Source organism: Castellaniella sp. (assembly GCF_047971665.1).
GTDB lineage: Bacteria > Pseudomonadota > Gammaproteobacteria > Burkholderiales > Burkholderiaceae_B > Castellaniella.
Window position 1 is genome coordinate 1 of the sequence record NZ_JBKEAA010000015.1, and the last position, 19,475, is coordinate 19,475.

A 19,475-nucleotide genomic window follows, 5' to 3' on the forward strand; every position below is an offset into this window, starting at 1 on the left:
CACGATACGGTCAAGACGACGTGCACGGGTGTGGAAATGTTCCGCAAGCTGCTGGATCAGGGCCAGGCGGGTGACAACGTGGGTATTTTGCTGCGAGGCACCAAGCGCGAGGAAGTCGAGCGCGGCCAGGTGCTGGCCAAGCCCGGTTCGATCCACCCGCACACGAACTTCACGGCCGAGGTGTACATTCTGTCCAAGGAAGAGGGGGGTCGTCACACGCCGTTCTTCAAGGGCTATCGTCCGCAGTTCTATTTCCGTACGACGGACGTGACCGGGACGATCGAGCTGCCGGCCGACAAGGAGATGGTGCTGCCGGGCGACAACGTGTCGATGACGGTGACGCTGATTGCGCCGATCGCCATGGAAGAAGGCCTGCGTTTCGCCATCCGCGAAGGTGGCCGTACCGTGGGTGCCGGCGTCGTCGCCAAAATCATCAAGTAATTGATGGATCGGCGGGGGACTGCTCCCCCGCCTCTTTCGTTCTTTAGTAGGAATTCCCATGAAAAACCAGAAAATCCGCATCCGCCTGAAGGCGTTCGACTACAAGCTGATCGACCAGTCCGCCGCCGAGATCGTTGATACGGCCAAGCGCACCGGCGCCGTGGTTCGTGGTCCCGTGCCACTGCCCACGCGCATCCGTCGCTACGATGTGCTGCGTTCGCCGCACGTCAACAAGACCTCACGCGACCAGTTCGAGATGCGCACGCACCAGCGTCTGATGGACATCGTCGATCCCACCGACAAGACCGTGGACGCGCTGATGCGTCTGGATCTGCCGGCCGGTGTGGACGTCGAGATCGCTCTGCAGTAATGCCGCCGGGCTGCGCCATGCGGCCCGTCCGGACCAAGCGCTCTGTCTTTCAGGCAGGGCGCTTTTTCTTTGTCCGGTCATTTGCAACAGCGCCTGGCGTGGAATTGCCGGAAACCAGGGCGGCCAGCGGCAGGGGCATGCTCACGGCGTTCGCGCAGAATTCTGGCGCAAGTATGGTGTTGGGTAGGTTTCCGTGTTAGAATCAATGGCTTCGTCGTGCATTTTGGGGTAATGGGTCGATCCATGCCCCCGTGTGGCGAAGAGCACAGCCCCGGCCAATCGTAGTCGGGATCGAAAACTGTGGGGAAACACCCCCCCGGAGAAAACAATGTCGAATTCGACACCTACGCCCGCGGCCTGGCGCCTCGGGCTCGTGGGGCGCAAGGTTGGCATGACCCGCATCTTTACCGAGGAAGGCGAATCCATCCCGGTCACGGTGCTGGACGTGTCCAACAACCGCGTCGCCCAGGTCAAGACGCCTGAAATCGACGGCTATGCAGCGGTTCAGCTGGCCTATGGCGAGCGCCGCGCCTCCCGCGTGGCCAAGGCCCAGGCCGGCCACTACGCCAAAGCCGGCATCGAAGCCGGTTCCATTCTCAAGGAATTCCGTCTGGATCCCGCCCGCGCCACCGAATTCACGGCCGGCGCCGTGGTTGCCGTGGAGTCCGTGTTCGAGGTCGGCCAGCAGGTCGACGTCACCGGCACCACCATCGGCAAGGGTTTCGCGGGTACGATCAAGCGCCACAACTTCGGTTCCCAGCGCGCCTCGCACGGCAACTCGCGTTCGCACCGCGTGCCGGGTTCCATCGGTCAGGCCCAGGATCCGGGCCGCATCTTCCCCGGCAAGAAAATGTCCGGTCACCTGGGTGATGTCACCCGCACCGTCCAGAATCTGGACGTCGTGCGCGTGGACGCCGAGCGCGGCCTGCTGCTGGTCAAGGGTGCCGTCCCCGGTCACAAGAACGCCGACATCGTCGTGCGTCCCGCCGTCAAGGCGACGCCCAAGAAAGGAGCCTAATCATGGAACTCAAGCTCCTGAATGATCAGGGCCAATCCTCGGCCACCATGGCTGCCGCCGACGAGATCTTCGGCCGCGACTTCAACGAAGCGCTGGTCCACCAGATCGTCGTGGCCTACCAGGCCAACGCCCGCATGGGCAACCGTGCCCAGAAAAACCGCGAGACGGTCAAGCACTCCACCAAAAAGCCCTGGCGCCAGAAAGGCACCGGTCGCGCCCGTTCGGGGATGACTTCCTCGCCGATCTGGCGTGGGGGTGGCCGTGCTTTCCCGAATTCGCCTGAAGAAAACTTCAGCCACAAGGTCAACAAGAAAATGTACCGCGCCGGTCTGCGCGCCATTTTCTCGCAGCTGGTCCGCGAAGACCGTCTGGCCGTGGTCGAGAACTTCACGCTTGAAGCCCCGAAGACCAAGCTGGCCGCGGCCAAGCTCAAGGATCTGGGCATTGCCGAACCCGTCCTGATCATCACCGATGCCCTGGACGAAAACGTCTATCTCGCGACGCGCAATCTGCCCCATGTGGCGGTCATCGAAACGCGCTACGCCGATCCGCTGTCCCTGGTCCACTACAAGAAAGTGCTGATCACCAAGCCGGCGATCGCCCAACTCGAGGAGTTGCTGGGATGAATGCCGAACGTCTGATGCAAGTCATTCTGGCGCCCGTCGTGACTGAAAAGTCCACGATGATCGCCGAAAAGAACAACCAGGTCGCTTTCCGCGTCGTCGCCGACGCCACCAAGCCGGAGATCAAGGCCGCCGTTGAACTGCTGTTCAAGGTCGAAGTCGACTCCGTGCAGGTTGCCAACCGCAAGGGCAAGGAAAAGCGCTTCGGCCGTTTCATGGGCCGTCGCCGCAATGAACGCAAGGCCTATGTCTCGCTCAAGGCCGGGCAGGAAATCGACTTTACGGAGGTGAACTAAATGCCGCTGGTCAAAGTCAAACCCACATCCGCCGGTCGCCGGGGCATGATCAAGGTCGTGCATCCCGAACTGCACAAGGGTCCGGGCTATGCTCCCCTGCTCGAACCGCAATCGCGCCATTCGGGCCGCAACAACAATGGCCACATCACTGTGCGCCATCGTGGCGGTGGTCACAAGCAGCATTACCGGGTCGTCGATTTCCGTCGCAACAAGGACGGGATCGCCGCCAAGGTCGAGCGTCTCGAATATGACCCCAACCGCACGGCACACATCGCGCTGCTGTGCTACGCCGATGGCGAACGTCGCTACATCATCGCTCCGCGCGGTCTGGAAGTCGGCGCAACTGTGATGTCAGGGACCGATGCGCCGATCCGCGCCGGCAACACGCTGCCCATCCGCTCCATCCCGGTCGGCTCCACCATCCACTGCATCGAATTGCAGCCGGGCAAGGGCGCCCAGATGGCTCGTTCGGCGGGTTCGTCCGCCGTGCTGCTGGCCCGCGAAGGTGTCTACGCTCAGGTTCGCCTGCGTTCCGGCGAAGTCCGCCGCGTCCATATCGACTGCCGTGCCACCATCGGTGAAGTCGGCAACGGCGACCACAGCCTGCGCCAGATCGGCAAGGCCGGCGCAGTCCGCTGGCGTGGTGTGCGTCCGACGGTCCGTGGCGTTGCCATGAATCCGGTGGATCACCCGCACGGCGGCGGCGAAGGCCGCACCGGCGAAGGCCGCGAACCCGTCAGCCCGTGGGGCACTCCCACCAAGGGCTATCGGACCCGTCGTAACAAGCGGACGGACAATATGATTGTCTCGCGCCGCAAGCGCAAATAAGGGGCGAACACTATGTCACGTTCGATCAAGAAAGGCCCGTTCGTCGATGCGCATCTGATCAAAAAGGTCGATGCTGCCGTCGGGGGCAAAGAAAAGAAGCCGATCAAGACCTGGTCGCGCCGTTCCACCATTCTGCCCGAGTTCATCGGGCTGACGATTGCCGTGCACAACGGCCACCAGCACGTTCCCGTCTACATCAACGAGAACATGGTCGGCCACAAGCTCGGCGAATTCGCCCTGACGCGCACCTTCAAGGGGCACGCGGCGGACAAGAAGGCCAAGAGGTAAGCCATGGAAACTACCGCAGTCATCCGCGGCGTCCATATTTCCGCGCAGAAGACCCGCCTGGTGGCGGATCTGATCCGTGGAAAATCCGTGGCGCACGCCCTCAACATCCTCACGTTCAGCCCCAAGAAGGCCGCCGGCATCCTGAAAAAGGCGCTGGAATCGGCCATCGCCAATGCCGAACACAATGATGGCGCCGATATCGACGAACTGAAGGTCACCACGATCTACGTCGACAAGGCTCAATCGATGAAGCGGTTCTCCGCGCGCGCCAAGGGCCGCGGCAACCGCATCGAAAAGCAGACCTGCCACATCGTGGTCAAGGTCGGGGCGTAAGGAGTCGCAATGGGACAGAAAATTCACCCGATTGGGTTCCGCCTCGCGGTCAACCACAACTGGACTTCTCGCTGGTATGCGAACGACAAGACCTACGGCGCCATGCTCGCCGAGGACATCCGCGTGCGCGAATACCTGAAGAAGAAACTGAAAACGGCTTCCGTCGGACGCGTCGTCATCGAGCGCCCCGCCAAGAACGCCCGCATCACCGTGTACTCGGCCCGTCCGGGCGTGGTGATCGGCCGTCGCGGCGAGGACATCGAGACGCTGAAGGCCGATCTGCAGCGCCTGATGGGCGTGCCCGTGCACGTCAACATCGAGGAAATCCGCCGGCCGGAAACCGATGCGCAGTTGATTGCCGACTCGATCGCTCAGCAGCTCGAAAAGCGCATCATGTTCCGCCGCGCCATGAAACGCGCCATGCAGAACGCCATGCGTCTGGGCGCCCAGGGCATCAAGATCATGTCCTCGGGCCGTCTGAACGGCATCGAGATCGCCCGTACCGAGTGGTACCGCGAAGGTCGTGTGCCTCTGCACACGCTGCGCGCCAACATCGACTACGGCTTCTCGGAAGCTCAAACGACCTACGGGATCATCGGGATCAAGGTCTGGGTCTATAAGGGCGACATGCTGCCCAACGGCGAAATGCCCCCCGAAACCGCCGCCCCGCGTGATGAGGAGCGTCGTCCGCGCCGCGCCCCGCGCGGTGATCGTCCCGGCCGTCCCGGCGACAACCGCGGCCGTGGCCGCGGTCCGCGCCGTGATGCCGCTTCGGCGGCCCCGGCGCCTGAAGGAGAATAAACATGCTGTCACCCTCTCGCAGGAAGTACCGCAAGGAACAAAAAGGCCGCAACACCGGTCTGGCCACGCGCGGCGCGCTGGTTTCCTTTGGCGAGTTCGGTCTGAAGGCCACCGGTCGTGGCCGTCTAACCGCGCGCCAGATCGAAGCCGCCCGTCGTGCCATCAACCGCCACATCAAGCGCGGCGGCCGTATCTGGATCCGGATTTTCCCGGACAAGCCCATCTCGCAGAAGCCCGCCGAAGTCCGGATGGGTAATGGCAAGGGCAACCCGGAATACTGGGTCGCGGAAATTCAACCCGGCAAGGTGCTGTACGAAATGGAAGGCGTGAGCGAAGAACTCGCCCGCGAAGCTTTCCGCCTGGCCGCAGCCAAGCTGCCCATCAGCACGACCTTCGTGTCGCGCCGCGTGGGCGCCTAGGAGAGATCAGGATATGAAAGCCAGTGAACTGCGCGCCAAGGACGCCGCCGGGCTCCAGGCCGAGCTCGAGAGCCTGCTGAAGGCACATTTCAACCTGCGCATGCAGCGTGCCACACAGCAGCTTTCCAACACCAGCCAGTTGGGCAAGGTGCGTCGCGACATCGCGCGCATCCGCACCATCATGACTGAGAACGCAGGAAAGTAACATGACCACCGAAACCCAGAAAGACACCGTCAAGCGTCAGCGCACGCTGGTCGGCAAGGTCGTCAGCAACAAGATGGACAAGTCCGTCGTCGTCAGTGTCCAGACCCGCGTCAAGCATCCTGTGCTGGGCAAGTTCGTCAACCGCACCGCGAAATACAAGGCGCATGACGAAGCCAACCAGTACAACGAAGGCGACACAGTCGAAATCGTTGAAGGCCGCCCCATCTCCAAGTCCAAATCCTGGACGGTGGTGCGTTTGATCGAGGCCGTGCGCGTCATCTGATGTTGCGCCGCAGGTGCGCAGCGCCGGGGCGTCCCGACGGACGATTCGGCGTCTGACGAATCCAGGCGGCCTGCAAGCCGTTCTGCGCGTCTTCCTTGATCCTGCGCGGTCCTGACCGCGCACCCCCAGACCCTGCCTTGCGCAGGGTCTGTTCGTTTCTGCGCCTGCAGCAACCCGCCGGAATCCTGTAGGATAGGGTTTTGGTCAGAATCTTTGTCATGGACATTACCTGTTTCGATGATCTGCTGCAGGCCGCGCGGTTGCAGCCCGAACCCCAGCGCCTGTTGTTCGTCTTTGCCGCCAGCTCGGTGCCCGATGATGCGACGCCCGAGCAAAAGGCCAGCCATGCCCGGGGCGAGGGGGGAGAGCTCACCCCCATCCTGTGCGTGGACAAGACGCCGGGCGAACTGCAGGCCTTCGAGACGCTGGTCGAGGAATCCCGTCATACGGGTCAGGACTGGCAGGTGGTCTTTGTGGGCGCCATGGCCGACCAGTCGGCCTATCTGCCAGACAACAAGGACGTGGACCAGGCATTTCAACGCATGACGCAGATGGTCAAGTACGGCACGATCGGCTCGCTGCTGGCTTTCGACCGGGATGGCGAGCCGATCATGTTTGGCGCCGCCTGACGCATCCCGCCCTGAGCCTCGGCGGCGTCGAGCCAGCCCTGACGCCCTGGACGCGGTGATGTCCGGATACGGTGCCGGAGAACGCCCATGAAATCGTTTCCGATGCGCTGGATCAGCCTGGGCCTGTTCGGGCTGTTGACCGCATGCGCCGCCCCGTCGGGTACCGACACGCCCGTGCCGAGAGGCGTGACGCAGGCGCCTGCGACTCAGGCCGCGGCGGCCGCCTATGATGCCGGGCTGGATGTTTTCCATCCGGTCGCTGCGCGCCGGGGCATGGTGGTCTCCGAACAGGCGCTGGCCAGCCGCGCCGGGCTGGAAATGCTGCAGGCCGGGGGCAATGCGGTCGATGCCGCGGTCGCGGTCGGTTTCACCCTGGCGGTGACCCTGCCCAATGCGGGCAATCTGGGCGGCGGCGGATTCATGATGGTGCACGAGGCACGCAGCGACCGGGACTATGCGCTCGATTTCCGCGAAATGGCGCCCCTGCAGGCCAGGCGCGACATGTATCTTGACGCGCAAGGCCAGGTCGTGGATGGCCGTTCCTTGTACACGCATCAGGCGGTGGGGGTGCCCGGGACCGTGGCCGGTCTGACGCATGCACTGAAGCGCTGGGGCTCGCTGCCGCTGTCCCAGGTCATGGCGCCCGCCATCCGTCTGGCCGAACAAGGCTATCCGGTCAGTCAGACGCTGGCGCGGACTCTGGCGAGGAATGCCGATCCCATGGGCCGATGGCCGGCGACGCGTGCGATCTTCTGGCGTGACGGCCGTCCCTTGCAGGCGGGCGAGCTGCTGGTTCAGCACGATCTGGCCCATTCCCTGCGCCTGATCGCACGCCAAGGGGCGGATGCGTTTTATCGGGGCCCGATCGGCACGCTGATCGCTGCCGAGATGGTGCGTCATGGCGGCTTGATCACCACGCAGGCTCTGGCGAGTTACCGGACAGTCGAGCGCCCCCCCATCGTCGGCACGTATCGCGGCTACCGCATCGTGACCATGCCGCCGCCCAGTTCCGGAGGCGTTCACCTGACGCAGATCCTGAACATGATGGAATCCTGGCCTGTCGCCGAGTGGGGGGCAGGCAGCGCGCAGACGATCCATCACATGGCCGAGGCCATGAAACTGGCCTATGCCGATCGCTCGAAATACCTGGGAGACACCGATTTTGTGAAGGTGCCGGTGGCCGGCCTGATCTCCAAGGCCTATGCCCGACAGCTGGCGGCAGGGATCGAATCCGATCGCGCGCGACCCGCAGTCGACATCCTGCCGGGTCGCCCACAGTCCTACGAAAGCGATCAGACCACGCATTTTTCCGTGGCGGACGCGGCGGGCAACGCGGTGGCGGTCACCTATACGCTGAACACGAATTTCGGCAGCGGCATCGTGGCCGATGGCACCGGCATCCTGCTGAACAACGAAATGGATGATTTCTCGGCCAAGCCGGGAGTGGCCAATGTCTATGGACTGACCGGTGGAGAGGCCAACGCCATCGAGCCGCGCAAGCGGCCGCTGTCGTCCATGACGCCCACGATCGTGCTGCGCGAGGGCCGGCCCTGGCTGGTGACCGGCAGCCCGGGCGGGGCGCGCATCATCACCACGGTGCTGGAAACGGTGGTCGATGCCATCGATTTCGGCATGAATCCGGCCGAGGCGGCTGCCCAGCCGCGTTTTCATCACCAGTGGCAGCCTGATGAACTGCGGGTGGAAAAGGGCCTCAGTCCGGACACGCTGGCGCTGCTGCGCGGGTATGGGCACCGGATCGCCCTGAAACCGGCCATGGGGCGCACGCAGACCATCCTGATTCGCGATGGAGTGCTGTACGGGGCGTCGGACCCGCGCGACCCGGATGGCGCCGCGCTGGGGTATTGAGGAGCCGTGCGCGGACGTCGATCAGGCGGCCGGCGGAGTTGTCCTAGCCAGCGGCGGTCTTTGTTTCCTCGTCGCGCAGCGCCTTGCGCAGGATCTTGCCCACGTTGCTGCGCGGCAGGTCCGTGCGGAATTCGACGAATTTCGGCACCTTGTAGCCCGTCAGCAGCGTGCGGCAGTGGGCGATCACGTCGGCCTCGGTCAGGTTCGGATCCTTGCGGATCACGTAAAGCTTGACGACTTCGCCCGCGGACCCGTTGGGCACGCCGATGGCGGCGGCCTCCAGGATACCGGGGTGTTCGATGGCGGCGGCCTCGACCTCGTTCGGATAGACGTTGAAACCCGACACCAGGATCATGTCCTTTTTGCGATCCAGCAGGAATACATAGCCCTTGTCGTCCATGTAGCCGATATCGCCGGTCAGCAGCCAGCCCTCCGCGTCGAAGACCTTGGCGGTCTCTTCGGGGCGGTTCCAGTAGCCGGACGTGACCTGCGGGCCCTTGACGCAGATCTCGCCCGATTCGCCGATTGCCATGGCGCGGTTGTCATTGCGTACGGCGACATCCGTGGAAGGCACGGGCAGTCCGATCGAGCCGTTGAAATCGACCTTGTCGAGCGGATTGATGGTCACGGCCGGCGAGGTCTCCGTCAGCCCGTACGCCTGGGCGATGGGCTTGCCGGTGGTCTTGAGCCAGCGCTGTGAGATGGCCTCCTGGACGGCCATGCCGCCGCCCAGGGTGAGGTTCAGGCGGCTGAAATCCAGCTTGTTGAAGTCCTGGTTGTTCAGCAATGCGTTGAACAGGGTGTTCACCCCCGTCAGGGCGGTGAATCGGGCCTTGCCCAGTTCCTTGACGAAACCGGGGATGTCGCGCGGATTGACGATCAGCAGGTTGCTGGCCCCCAGCCGCATGAAGGTCAGGCAATTCGCCGTCAGGGCGAAGATGTGATAGAGCGGCAGCGCCGTCACAATGCACTCGCGGTCGCCCTGGCAGTAAGGCTGGACCCAGGCGTAGGCCTGGCAGACGTTGGCCACCAGATTGCCGTGGCTCAGCATGGCGCCTTTGGCCACCCCTGTGGTGCCGCCGGTGTATTGCAGCGCCGCCAGATCGGCATGGGTCAGTTCGGGGCGATGGTAGGACAGGCCGGCACCCTCGGTCAGCACGTCGCGCAGGCGCAGGGCGCCGGGGATGCGCCAGGCGGGGACCAGTTTCTTGATGTGGCGGACCACCAGATCGGTGATCAGGCCCATGGGAAAGCCCAGCTGCTCTCCCAGCGAGGTCACCACCACGCGCTGCACCTGGGTGCCCTCCATGGCCTGTTGCAGGGTGTGGGCGAAGTTTTCCGCGACCACCACCGTGGTTGCGCCGGAATCGCTCAGCTGGTGGTTCAGTTCGTGCGCTGTATAGAGCGGGTTGGTATTGACCACGGCGGCGCCCGCCATCAGCGTGCCGAACAGGCAGATCGGGTATTGCAGCAGGTTGGGCATCATCAGCGCGACGCGGTCGCCTTTGGCCACCCCCTGTTTTTGCAGCCAGGCCGCGAAGGCCCGCGCCTTGTCCAGCGTCTGCGCGTATGTCATGGACGTGCCCATGCTGATATAGGCCGTGTTGCCGGCATGGCGCGCGCAGCTTTCCTCGAACAGATGGGCCAGCGACTCGTAGGCCGACGCCTGGTCGGTGATGTCTGCCGGTACGCCCTCGGGGTAATGTTGCAGCCAGATGCGTTCCATGATGCGGTTCCTTGATGTCAGATCAGTTGCTTTGGGATTCCTGGCCCAGCAGGGCCGATTTCAGGGATTCCTGGGCCGGGTGTGCGCCCAGCCAGACTTTCAGGAGCGCGGTGGCGAAAAGCGGGTTCTTGATGGTTCCCAGGGCCTTGCCTTTGAATGATACCGAGACTGCTCCCTGATTGAAAACCAGGTCCACCCGGTCGCTCGAGGCGCCTTCGCCACCGGCTTGCATGAGCGCCTCGAAGCGGGTGATGGCATCGGCCATGTCCCGCAGTTCGGCCTCGGTGCAGTTGGCTTCCAGGCCGTCGTTCAACGCGTCGGTCAGTGTCTTGCTGCTGATGTCGCGCAACAGGGTCAGGCGCAGCAATTGCGGTTCGGGGCTGTTCAGGATTTTTCCGGCGTCCGTGGTCGGCTGCGGCCGGTACAGGGCCGCGACGTAGACACGAAAGACAAAACGTTGGCGCAGCCCCGCGCCGTTGAGCCGCAGATCCTGTCCGGCGATCGATTGTTGTTCGGGGACGTCGACATCCGCCACGGTCCGGGCTTGCGCGGCGGGGGGGACGCACAGGACGGTTGCGGCCAGGATCAGGGCGGTGAATCCGCCGCGCAGCAGGGCCAGGCCCGGTCGTGTGGCGCGAGGGAGGGTGTTCGCAAGGGACATGATGCGTCTCCCGCCGCGCCGGGGCGCGGCCTGGGTTGTTTGAGAGGGGTGTGGACGGTCAGAGGGCCAGGGCGCATGGCCTGTTCCACCCGGCCGACCGTCGGGCGGAAGGCCGGGTGCAGGCTGAGGGCTCCTGCGCATGGCGTGCGCCCGCCTCCCTCAGAACCGGTACGAGAGCTGCACGCCGATCAGATCCGCGCTGCTGTCGTAATCGCCCTTGAGCACACCCGCGCCCTTGGGATCGGAGGCATTGTTCACCGAGGTGCTCTTCATGAACAGATGGGTGTAGCCGATGTCGATCCTGGCGTGCTTGTTGAAGTTGTACTGCGCGCCCAGCGACAGCCAGTAGCGATCATTGTCCGGCAGGGACGCCGGACGGTAGGCGTTGTCGCGCACCGGCGACTGGTCCCAGGCCACGCCACCCTTGAAGGTCCAGCTGTCGCTGTACTTGTAGTGCGCGCCCAGGGCGACGCGCCAGGCATCCTTGAATCGCAGGTCCAGTTCGGCGTCCGGGACGCCGGTGTTCTCGATCTTCAGTTCGGGGATGCTGCTCCAGCCTGTCCAGGACACATCACCCAGCAGGGTCCAGCGGTCGTTGAGCTTGTGCACCACGCTGAGGACGGCGGTGTCGGGCAGTTTGACCGTGGTTTCGGCGGCGTGAGGGCCGATGATCGGGAGCCTGCCCGCAGCCATGGCGCTGAGTGACCGGTTGCTGATCCGGGTGGTGCCGTCGGCGTCGATCTTGACCCTGGAGCGGTAGGACAGGCCGAAGCGCGTATCGGGCGTGGCCTGCCACATCATGCCGATGTTCCAGCCCCAGCCGTCGCCCTTGGCCTTGACGCGGGCCTCCAGGTCGCCGGAGAAGCCGGGCAGGGGCGCCAGGTAGGCGTACTGCGCCTTGCGGTAGTCCGCGCTCAGGTGCATGTAGTTCACGCCGAAGCCAAAGGACAGGGTGTCGGAGGCCTTGAAGGCGATGGACGGGTTGACGTTGATGCTCTCGATGGAGAATCTTTCCGAGTGATAGCGGCCGGCCCAGCCTTCGTCGTATTCGGTCATCAGGCCGAAAGGCGCGCCCACGCCCAGACCCAGCCAGATGCGCGGGTTCACCTGCCAGGTGAAATAGCCATTGGGTACGGCGGCCCAGGAGCCCGCGTCCCCGCCATCGCCGCCATGGGTCGGCACATTGCCGGCATTCACGGGTCTGCCCGCGAAATGGCTGGGGCCTGTTGTGCCGCCGTCAGAGAACTCAAAACCGGGCTTGATCGCCACGACGCCCGCGCTGGCGTTCATACCCGGCAGCATGGTCATGCCGGCCGGGTTGTAAAAGACGGTGGAGGCGTCTTCGGCGATGGCCGCCGAGCCGGCATAGGCGCTGCCCAGGCCGCTGGCGCTCTGTTCCATGAGCTGGAAACCCGCGCCGTGTGCGAGGCCCGTGGCACCCAGCCCCAGGATCAGGGCTGGCAAGGATTTGAGCGTGTCGTGCATTTTCATCGTGTCTCCTCGGGATTGATGGATGAAAGTTGTTTTCTTGTTCAGGCAAAACGCTTGTTCAGGCAAAACCTCTCCTGCGCGGCAGGGTTCGTGTCGCGTCTTCAAGGTGTGGGCTGGCTGCCGGAATCCGTCGGCGTCAGTGTGGATTCAAAGGTCTGTCGATGGCATCGGCCCCCCTGTGTAGGGCGCGTAGCCCGTTCCGAAGATCACGCCGGCATTGGCGAGTTCTGGATCGGCGACGACACCGGATTCCAGTTGGCGGCGGGTGGCGTCGCGCAAAGGTTGCAGCAGACGGTGCGCCAGCCCGGCGGGCGCCTTGCCCGCCTTGGCGCGGACGGGCCTGCCGTCGTGCCAGCGGTAGAAGCCCTGGCCCGACTTGCGGCCCAGTTCGTTGCGGTCAAGATGGCGCGTCAGGCAGAAGGGCGGGGCGGCCTGGCCGGTCAGTTGCGCGCCGGCGTCGCGGGCGATGTCCAGGCCCACGGTATCGATGAGTTCGAGGGGGCCCATGGGCATGCCGAAGGCTTTCATCGCGGCGTCGATGGTCTCGGGGCTCAGGCCCTCGTCCACGCAGCGCATGGCTTCGAGCATGTAGGGCGCCAGTACGGCATTGACCAGAAAACCGGGGACGCTTCGTACGGGCAGGGGCAGCTTGCCGATTTGGCCGACGAAAGCGCAGGCAATCGCCTGGGTGCGCGGGTCGGTACTCTCGGTGGCCACGACCTCGACCAGGGGCATGCTGGCCACGGGGTTGAAGAAATGGATGCCCACCAGCCGTTGCGGGCGCGCCAGATCCCGCCCCAGATCCTGCAGCGACAGGCTGGAGGTATTGGTGGCCAGCACGGCGTCGTCTTTCAGCTGCGGTTCGAGGGCGGCGTACAGGCCGCGTTTGGCTTCGAGGTTTTCGCTGATGGCCTCGATGACCAGATCGGCGCGGGCGATGCCCCGGCCGTCCGGATCGGGGATCAGGCGGTCGGCGGTCAGACGCGCCTCGCGGGTGCTGGAGGTCTTGCGGGCATACAGCGCCTGGGCCCGGCCGATGGCCTGGGCGATCCGCGCGCGGTCGGTGTCCTGGAGCGTGACGGTCAGGCCCTTGAGCGCGCACCAGGCGGCGATGTCGCCGCCCATCACGCCCGCGCCCACCACGTGGATGTGCGACGTGGCTGTCTGGCCTTTGGTCTTGCCGAAGGCCTTGAGGCGTTCCTGCATGTGGAATACATGCAGCAGGTTGCGGGCTGTATCGGATCTGACGAGGGTGTCGATCAGTTGGGGGGCGGCCAGCGCGTTGCCGGCGTGGTGCGCCCAGATCTCCAGGATGGCGCGCGGAGCTGGGTAATGTCCTTGCGGATCACGTTTTTCCAGTGTGCGGCGGGCCTGCCGCAGCAGCAGCGGCCGCAGGAATGGGGCGCTGAGCCAGGCGTCCTTGCCTCGCGGGCCGCGCACCGGTTGGTTCGACACGACATGCCGCGCTGCGGACTGTTGCGCCAGGCGCTGTGGCACACACAGATCGGCCAGGCCGCTCGCCGCGGCGCGGCGAGCGCTCAGGGCGCGGCCCGTCAACAGCATGTCCAGCGCCTGCGGGGCGCCCGTGCGCTGCGGCAGACGCAGCATGCCGCCCCAGCCGGGAAAGATGCCCAGCATGACCTCGGGTAGCGACAGGCGCGTGTCGGGCTGGTCGACGACGATGCGGTAGCGGCAGGCCAGGGCCAGTTCCAGCCCGCCGCCCATGCAGTGGCCCTGGATCAGGGCCAGGGTCGGCCAGGAAACTGCCGCCAGGCGGCTGAGGACCGCCCAGCCGCGCTCGACGAAGGCGCGCGCTGTGGCGCTGTCGTTCAGATGGGAGAATTCGTCGATGTCGGCGCCCGCAATGAAGCCGCTCGCCTTGCCCGAGCGGATCACCATGGCGGCGGGCGGGGCGGACTGGAAATGATCCAGGGCGTGGTTCAGCTCTGCCAGCACCTCGCCCGACAGCCGGTTGACGGCGCTGTCAGCGCAGTCGATGGTCAGCCAGGCAATGCCCTGGGGGTCCATCGTGCAGCGGAAATGGCGCAGGTTCAGAGATTCGAAGGTCATGTCAGGCCTCCTGTCCGCAGCGTTCGATCAGCATGGCGCCCCCCTGGCCGCCGCCGATGCAGATGGCGGCCATGCCTCGGCGCAGCCCGCGCGCCTGCAGGGCGCGCACCAGATGCAGCACGATACGCGTGCCCGAGGCGCCCACCGGATGACCTTGCGCGATGGCGCCGCCATCCACATTCAACCGGTCCATGTCCAGCGTGCCGAGGGCGTCGCGTCCCAGGTGCGTCTGGCACCATGAGGCATCGCGCCAGGCGGCAAGACAGCCTAACACCTGGGCGGCGAAGGCCTCATTGATCTCCCATAAGTCCAGATCATTCAAGCCCAGGTCGTGGCGCGCCAGGATCGCCGATGCGGCGTAAACGGGACCCAGACCCATGAGCGCGGGATCCAGGGCGGCCCACTGGGCGTCGATGATGCGGGCGATGGGTCGCAGCCCGCGTTCGCGGACGGCGCGTGCCGAGGCCAGCAGCAGGAGGGCGGCGCCGTCGGTGACCTGGGAGCTGTTGCCGGCCGTGATGTTGCCGTAGGGCTGGTCGAAAACCGGTTTGAGCCGGGCGAGCTTTTCCGGGGTGGAATCCGCGCGGACGCCGTCGTCCTCGGTGTACAGCGTCCCCTTGGCGTCGACCAGGGGCACGATTTCGTCGAAAGCCCCCCGGGCGCGCGCCGCCAGCGCGCGGGCATGGCTTTGCGCCGCGTATTCATCGAGCTGGGCGCGCGTCAGGCCGTAGTCGTGGACCAGGTTCTCGGCGGTCTGCCCCATGGACAGACCGATCACCGGATCGCTGAGGCCCTTGAGCAGGCCGATCACGGGCTTGAGCCAGGAGGGGCGCAGGTCTTTGAGCAGTGGCAGACGCTGCCCCAGGGTGCGGGCCTGGTTCCATCGGGCCAGCCAGTGGACCAGCGCGTCGGACAGCAGCAGCGGGGCGCGCGACAGCGCATCCACGCCGCCGGCCAGCACCAGGTCGTGGCGGCCGGTCTGCAGCCCCATGGCGGCGGAATCCAGCGCCTGCATGCCGGAGGCGCAGTTGCGCATCACGGTCCAGCCGGGCACCGCGTCGCCGCAGCCCAGGCGCAGGGCGATCACCCGGCCGATGTTGGTTTCGTCGGCCGAGGGCGCCGCGCAGCCGATCACGACTTCGTCCAGATCCGTCGGCGCGAAAGGCTGGCGCAGCAGCAGTTCGCGCCCCGTCTGCACGGCCAGGTCGGACGCGGAGAACGGGCCGGGCGCATTGCGTGCCTTGAGAAAAGGGCTGCGCGCGCCGTCGATCAGGTAGACGGGTTCGAAGGCCATCAGGCGTGGACCTCTGCCGGTTCGGTGCTGGACGGGCCCTGGAAGTCGGGTGCGAAATCGTCCACCCCGATCACGCGGTCGCGCAGGGCATTGCGTGCGCGGATGCGATCCAGTTCATCGTCCGACAGGCCGCCGGCCGCATGGACCGCCTCGGCCATGTCGCGGACATTGGCGCGAGGGTCGGCGGCGGGCACCCGGCCGGCCTTTTCGAACTCGCGCATGCGGGCCTCGATGGCTTGCGTGTCCAGCACGGCGGCGAAGGCGGCCTCGATGGCGCCGACGGGCTCGGCTGGATCCTGCGGAACGTAGGTGCCTTGCGTCAGGCGGTCCCGCGCGCCGCCGGGCTGGCTGATCGCGTCGGCCACGGCCATGGTGAGCTTGTCGGACGGCGCGGAGAATGGCCGGCCCCAGGGGAACAGCAGCACACGCAGCGCCCAGGCCAGGGGGCGGTTGGGGAAATTGGCCAGCACGCCTGTGAAAGCCTCCTGCGCGCGGCAGAATCCGTCCTGGATCGCCCAGTGCGCCAGGGGCGCGTCGGCGGCCTGGCAGTCTTCGTCCTGGTAGCGCTTGAGGGTGGCGGAGATCAGGTACAGCTGCGACAGGATGTCGCCCAGGCGGGCGGAGATGGATTCGCGTCGTTTCAGTGAGCCGCCCAGGGTCAGCATGGAGACGTCGGCCAGGGTGGCGAACGCGGCCGAACAGCGCGTCAACTGCCGGTAGTAGCGGGCCATTTCGGGGGCGACGGGGGTATCGGGACGGGCCAGCAGCGCCTGGGTGAAGCCGTGGCCGACGGCCCGCAGCGCGTTGCGTGTGGTGTGGCGCGCATGCCCCCAGAAGGCGCGGTCAAAGTCCAGCAGCCCCTGTTCGGCATCCGTGGCCTGGGCGGCGCGCATTTCGTCGAGCACATAGGGATGGCAGCGGATCGCGCCCTGGCCGAAGATGATCAGGCTGCGCGTCAGGATGTTGGCGCCTTCGACCGTGATCCCGACCGGGATCTGTTGATAGGCGCGGCCGAGGAAATTCTGCGGGCCCAGGCAGATGCCCTTGCCGCCGATGATGTCCATGCCCTCGTTGACGACGATGCGGCCGCGCTCGGTCACATGGTATTTGACGATGGCCGAAACCACAGCAGGTTTTTCGCCCAGGTCCACCGCGCCTGCCGTCATGCGGCGGGCCGCCTCCATCAGGTAGGTGTGGCCGCCGATGCGGGCCAGAGCCTCGGCGATGCCCTCGAATTTGTGGATGGGCGTGCGGAACTGGTCGCGCACCACGGTATAGGCGCCCACGGCGCGCGCGGTGAGCTTGGCCATGCCGGTGTAGGACGAGGGCAGTGAGATCGAGCGCCCCGCCGCCAGGCATTCCATCAGCATGCGCCAGCCATGACCGGCCATGGCCGGCCCGCCGATGATGAATTCCAGTGGCATGAACACGTCCTGGCCGCGCGTGGGGCCGTTCATGAACATGGAGTCCAGCGGGAAGTGGCGGCGGCCGGTTTCCACGCCGGGATGATCAGCCGGCACCAGGGCGCAGGTGATGCCCAGGTCGGGGGCGTCGCCCAGCAGGCCGTCGGGATCGTACAGGTGGAAGGCCAGCCCCAGGAGGGTGCACACGGGGCCCAGCGTGATGTAGCGCTTGTCCCAGGTGACGCGCATGCCCAGCACCTCGCGGCCCTGCCATTCGCCCTTGCACACGATGCCATGATCGGGGATGGCGGCGGCGTCCGAACCGGCCCAGGGGCTGGTCAGGGCGAAGGCCGGGATGTCCTCGCCGTTGGCCAGGCGCGGCAGATAGTGGTTTTTTTGCTCATCGGTGCCGTAGTGCAGCAGCAGTTCGGCCGGTCCCAGGGAATTGGGCACCATGACGGTGACCGACAGCGCCGAGCAGCGGGAGGACAGCTTGGTGACCACGGCCGAGTGCGCCAGCGCCGAAAAGCCCAGTCCGCCGTATTCCTTGGGAATGATCATGCCGAAGAATCGGTGCGTCTTGATGTATTCCCAGGCGGCTGGCGGAATGTCCATATCCTGCCGGGTGACCTGCCAGTCGTTCACCATCGCGCATACGGTTTCGACTTCATTGTCCAGGAAAGCCTGTTCGTCCTCGGTCAGGCGTGGCGCCGGGATGGCGTGCAGGGCGCGGGCGCTGGGCCGGCCGCGGAAGAGCTCGCCCTCCCACCAGACAGTGCCAGCCTCCAGGGCCTCGCGTTCGGTATCGGACATGCGCGGCAGGATGCGGCGAAAGGTCTGGTACAGGGGGCGGCTGAGGTGCTTGAAGCGCAGGTCGCGGTTGGAGAGCACGAAGGCGGCAGCCGCCAGCACCAGAATGAGCAGGATCAGCAGGAATGTCATGGATGGGCTCCCGGGAGAGAGGCGCCGGCCGTCAGCGGGGCGCGCAGACCGCCCAATAGAAAGGCCATCAGACGGGCAAGCAGAGTCTGGGCATCGATGTCGTTGCCGCCGGGCAGGTTCAGGACCCGGCTGGAGCTTTCGGCGCCCATGATGGCGTAGGCGGTGGCGCCCAGCATGAAGTGAAAGCGCCAGACGATCTCGGCCTCCGGCACACAGGGCAGCGCGGTCAGCAGCGCGCGGGTGAACCGGTGCGCGACGGCCGAGCGCTCAGCGGCGAACAGGGCGCTGATGGCGCCGTTCGGGTCGGACATGGTGCTGGTTTGCAGCGGCATGAAGGCGCGCCGCTCGGCGCCGGCGCTGCAGGCATGACGCACCAGCGGACCGAAATAGGCCTCGACGATGGCGGAGGGCTTGAGCGGCTGCCCGCCGGCTTTGGCCTCGAGGTCGTCCAGAATGCTCAGGCGCTCGTCGTTGAGCGCGTCCAGGCGGCGCTGGAACACGGCCTGGACCAGGGCGTCTTTCGAGCCGAAGTGATAATTCACGGCGGACAGGTTCACCTGCGCGGCCTGAGTGATCTGGCGCATGGACGTGTTGTCGTGACCATACTCGGCGAACAGGCGTTCGGCGGCGTCGAGGATGGCATCGCGGGTAAGAATCGAGCGTAAAGTGGCCATGGATTGATTCAAACGTTTGTTTTAAAAAGATACGCAATCCGTTGTGGAATGGGTATCGGTGTTAGTCCCTAGACTGGGCCGGGCAGGAGACAGGCCGGCGATCAGGGAGGTTTTTGGGAAACGTGCGGGTCAGGATACACTTTCAGGGGTTTGTTCCCATGGCGACAAAGGTGTGCAATGGCTTCCGTGCGACAGCTGCTGGTGATTTCGTCCCTGGTCATCGCCTGTATCCTCGTGGGCATGCTGGCGGTGGGCGTCAGCCTGATGGAGCGCCGGCTCGATGCGCAGTTGCAGACGGACAGCGAGAATGCCGCTGCCACGCTGGCCTTGCTGATCAGCGCCCAGCCCGATGCCGCAGCGCGCCGGCGCGTGCTGGATGCGGCTTTCCAGCAGGGGCGTTTCGCCGAACTGGCGCTGAAACCCGACGAGGCCTCCGCGCCGGACTTCCAGGCCCGTCGGCCCGCGCGGTCCGTGGGTGATGCGCCCGGCTGGTTCGGGGCGCTGGCCGATATCCAGCCGCATCAGGCCGTCAGGCAGGTGGCCGGCGTGGGCACGCTGCGGCTGACGCTGGGCCTGGAGCCCGCGCGCGATGCACTCTGGTCGCATGTCATGCAATGGACCTGGCTGGCGCTGGGGCTGGCGGCCTTCTGGATTCTGTTTATCGTCGCCCTGGGGGCCCGGGTGCGGCGTGCGCTGTCCACCGCCGCGTCGCCCCACGATTAAATTTCTCGAAAAGGGCTTGCCATGCCGGCTTGGGCATCCTATAATGGCGATCTTGCCCTATATGGGTGCGGGTTGGCATGGGTCTGTCGGA

General features: G+C 65.6%; 22 protein-coding genes. 15 read left to right on the forward strand and 7 right to left on the reverse strand.

Features of this window, described 5'->3' with window-relative positions; genetic code table 11:
- From ACK5JE_RS05330 to ggt, 14 genes are all read left to right on the forward strand, one after another.
- Window positions 1–441, forward strand: a 441-nt coding sequence (locus tag ACK5JE_RS05330; protein ID WP_416800666.1) for an EF-Tu/IF-2/RF-3 family GTPase, incomplete at its 5' end; no start/stop codon positions are given.
- 58 nt (window positions 442–499) lie between these two features.
- Window positions 500–811: a 30S ribosomal protein S10 gene (gene rpsJ / locus ACK5JE_RS05335; RefSeq protein WP_132477883.1), complete on the forward strand. Its 312-nt coding sequence runs from the start codon at window positions 500–502 to the stop codon at window positions 809–811.
- A gap of 328 nt (window positions 812–1,139) precedes the next feature.
- Entirely contained in the window at window positions 1,140–1,829 is a 690-nt protein-coding gene (rplC, locus tag ACK5JE_RS05340) for a 50S ribosomal protein L3 (protein ID WP_416800667.1), read from the forward strand.
- Between the two features lie 2 nt (window positions 1,830–1,831).
- Window positions 1,832–2,455: a 50S ribosomal protein L4 gene (gene rplD, locus ACK5JE_RS05345; protein ID WP_416800668.1), complete on the forward strand. Its 624-nt coding sequence runs from the start codon at window positions 1,832–1,834 to the stop codon at window positions 2,453–2,455.
- On the forward strand, window positions 2,452–2,748 hold the full coding sequence (rplW, locus tag ACK5JE_RS05350) for a 50S ribosomal protein L23 (RefSeq protein WP_416800669.1): 297 nt from the start codon (window positions 2,452–2,454) through the stop codon (window positions 2,746–2,748). The genes rplD and rplW overlap by 4 nt, the downstream gene beginning before the upstream one ends.
- Window positions 2,749–3,576 (forward strand): 50S ribosomal protein L2, encoded by an 828-nt coding sequence (rplB, locus tag ACK5JE_RS05355; protein ID WP_416800670.1) that lies wholly within the window; start codon window positions 2,749–2,751, stop codon window positions 3,574–3,576. It begins immediately after the preceding gene.
- Between the two features lie 12 nt (window positions 3,577–3,588).
- On the forward strand, window positions 3,589–3,864 hold the full coding sequence (rpsS, locus tag ACK5JE_RS05360) for a 30S ribosomal protein S19 (RefSeq protein ID WP_043678997.1): 276 nt from the start codon (window positions 3,589–3,591) through the stop codon (window positions 3,862–3,864).
- Between the two features lie 3 nt (window positions 3,865–3,867).
- A complete protein-coding gene (gene rplV / locus ACK5JE_RS05365) occupies window positions 3,868–4,197 on the forward strand; it encodes a 50S ribosomal protein L22 (protein ID WP_043678994.1) in 330 nt (109 codons plus the stop codon).
- A 9-nt stretch (window positions 4,198–4,206) separates the two neighbouring features.
- Window positions 4,207–4,998, forward strand: coding sequence for a 30S ribosomal protein S3 (gene rpsC, locus ACK5JE_RS05370; protein ID WP_416800671.1), 792 nt, complete (start codon window positions 4,207–4,209; stop codon window positions 4,996–4,998).
- A gap of 2 nt (window positions 4,999–5,000) precedes the next feature.
- Entirely contained in the window at window positions 5,001–5,417 is a 417-nt protein-coding gene (gene rplP, locus ACK5JE_RS05375; protein ID WP_416800672.1) for a 50S ribosomal protein L16, read from the forward strand.
- A 13-nt stretch (window positions 5,418–5,430) separates the two neighbouring features.
- Window positions 5,431–5,622 carry a 50S ribosomal protein L29 gene (rpmC, locus tag ACK5JE_RS05380; protein WP_343834866.1) on the forward strand — a complete coding sequence of 64 codons (192 nt, stop codon included), beginning with the start codon at window positions 5,431–5,433 and terminating at the stop codon, window positions 5,620–5,622.
- 1 nt (window position 5,623) lies between these two features.
- Window positions 5,624–5,905 (forward strand): 30S ribosomal protein S17, encoded by a 282-nt coding sequence (rpsQ, locus tag ACK5JE_RS05385; protein ID WP_416800673.1) that lies wholly within the window; start codon window positions 5,624–5,626, stop codon window positions 5,903–5,905.
- 218 nt (window positions 5,906–6,123) lie between these two features.
- On the forward strand, window positions 6,124–6,534 hold the full coding sequence (locus ACK5JE_RS05390) for a ribonucleotide reductase subunit alpha (RefSeq protein WP_416800674.1): 411 nt from the start codon (window positions 6,124–6,126) through the stop codon (window positions 6,532–6,534).
- A gap of 87 nt (window positions 6,535–6,621) precedes the next feature.
- Entirely contained in the window at window positions 6,622–8,400 is a 1,779-nt protein-coding gene (gene ggt, locus ACK5JE_RS05395; RefSeq protein WP_416800675.1) for a gamma-glutamyltransferase, read from the forward strand.
- Between the two features lie 43 nt (window positions 8,401–8,443).
- On the opposite strand, the gene ACK5JE_RS05400 is transcribed toward ggt, so the two are convergent.
- The 7 genes from ACK5JE_RS05400 to ACK5JE_RS05430 all read right to left on the reverse strand — a co-directional run bounded on the left by ACK5JE_RS05400 (window position 8,444) and on the right by ACK5JE_RS05430 (window position 18,661).
- Window positions 8,444–10,126 (reverse strand): AMP-binding protein, encoded by a 1,683-nt coding sequence (locus ACK5JE_RS05400; protein WP_416800676.1) that lies wholly within the window; start codon window positions 10,124–10,126, stop codon window positions 8,444–8,446.
- 22 nt (window positions 10,127–10,148) lie between these two features.
- Window positions 10,149–10,787, reverse strand: a complete 639-nt coding sequence (locus tag ACK5JE_RS05405) for a chalcone isomerase family protein (protein ID WP_416800677.1) — start codon at window positions 10,785–10,787, stop codon at window positions 10,149–10,151.
- A gap of 159 nt (window positions 10,788–10,946) precedes the next feature.
- Entirely contained in the window at window positions 10,947–12,278 is a 1,332-nt protein-coding gene (locus ACK5JE_RS05410) for an OmpP1/FadL family transporter (RefSeq protein ID WP_416800678.1), read from the reverse strand.
- 147 nt (window positions 12,279–12,425) lie between these two features.
- Window positions 12,426–14,348 (reverse strand): 3-hydroxyacyl-CoA dehydrogenase NAD-binding domain-containing protein, encoded by a 1,923-nt coding sequence (locus ACK5JE_RS05415; protein ID WP_416800679.1) that lies wholly within the window; start codon window positions 14,346–14,348, stop codon window positions 12,426–12,428.
- 1 nt (window position 14,349) lies between these two features.
- A complete protein-coding gene (locus tag ACK5JE_RS05420; RefSeq protein ID WP_416800680.1) occupies window positions 14,350–15,642 on the reverse strand; it encodes an acetyl-CoA C-acetyltransferase in 1,293 nt (430 codons plus the stop codon).
- The gene (locus tag ACK5JE_RS05425; RefSeq protein ID WP_416800681.1) at window positions 15,642–17,987 is read right to left on the reverse strand and encodes an acyl-CoA dehydrogenase; all 2,346 of its coding nucleotides are present in this window, start codon (window positions 17,985–17,987) and stop codon (window positions 15,642–15,644) included. Before ACK5JE_RS05425 ends, ACK5JE_RS05420 begins: the two co-directional genes overlap by 1 nt.
- A complete protein-coding gene (locus tag ACK5JE_RS05430; protein WP_416800682.1) occupies window positions 17,984–18,661 on the reverse strand; it encodes a TetR/AcrR family transcriptional regulator in 678 nt (225 codons plus the stop codon). Before ACK5JE_RS05430 ends, ACK5JE_RS05425 begins: the two co-directional genes overlap by 4 nt.
- 177 nt (window positions 18,662–18,838) lie before the next feature.
- Here ACK5JE_RS05430 and ACK5JE_RS05435 point away from each other — a divergent pair, with 177 nt between their 5' ends.
- Entirely contained in the window at window positions 18,839–19,384 is a 546-nt protein-coding gene (locus ACK5JE_RS05435) for a LapD/MoxY N-terminal periplasmic domain-containing protein (protein ID WP_416800683.1), read from the forward strand.
- Window positions 19,385–19,475: the final 91 nt, after the last annotated feature.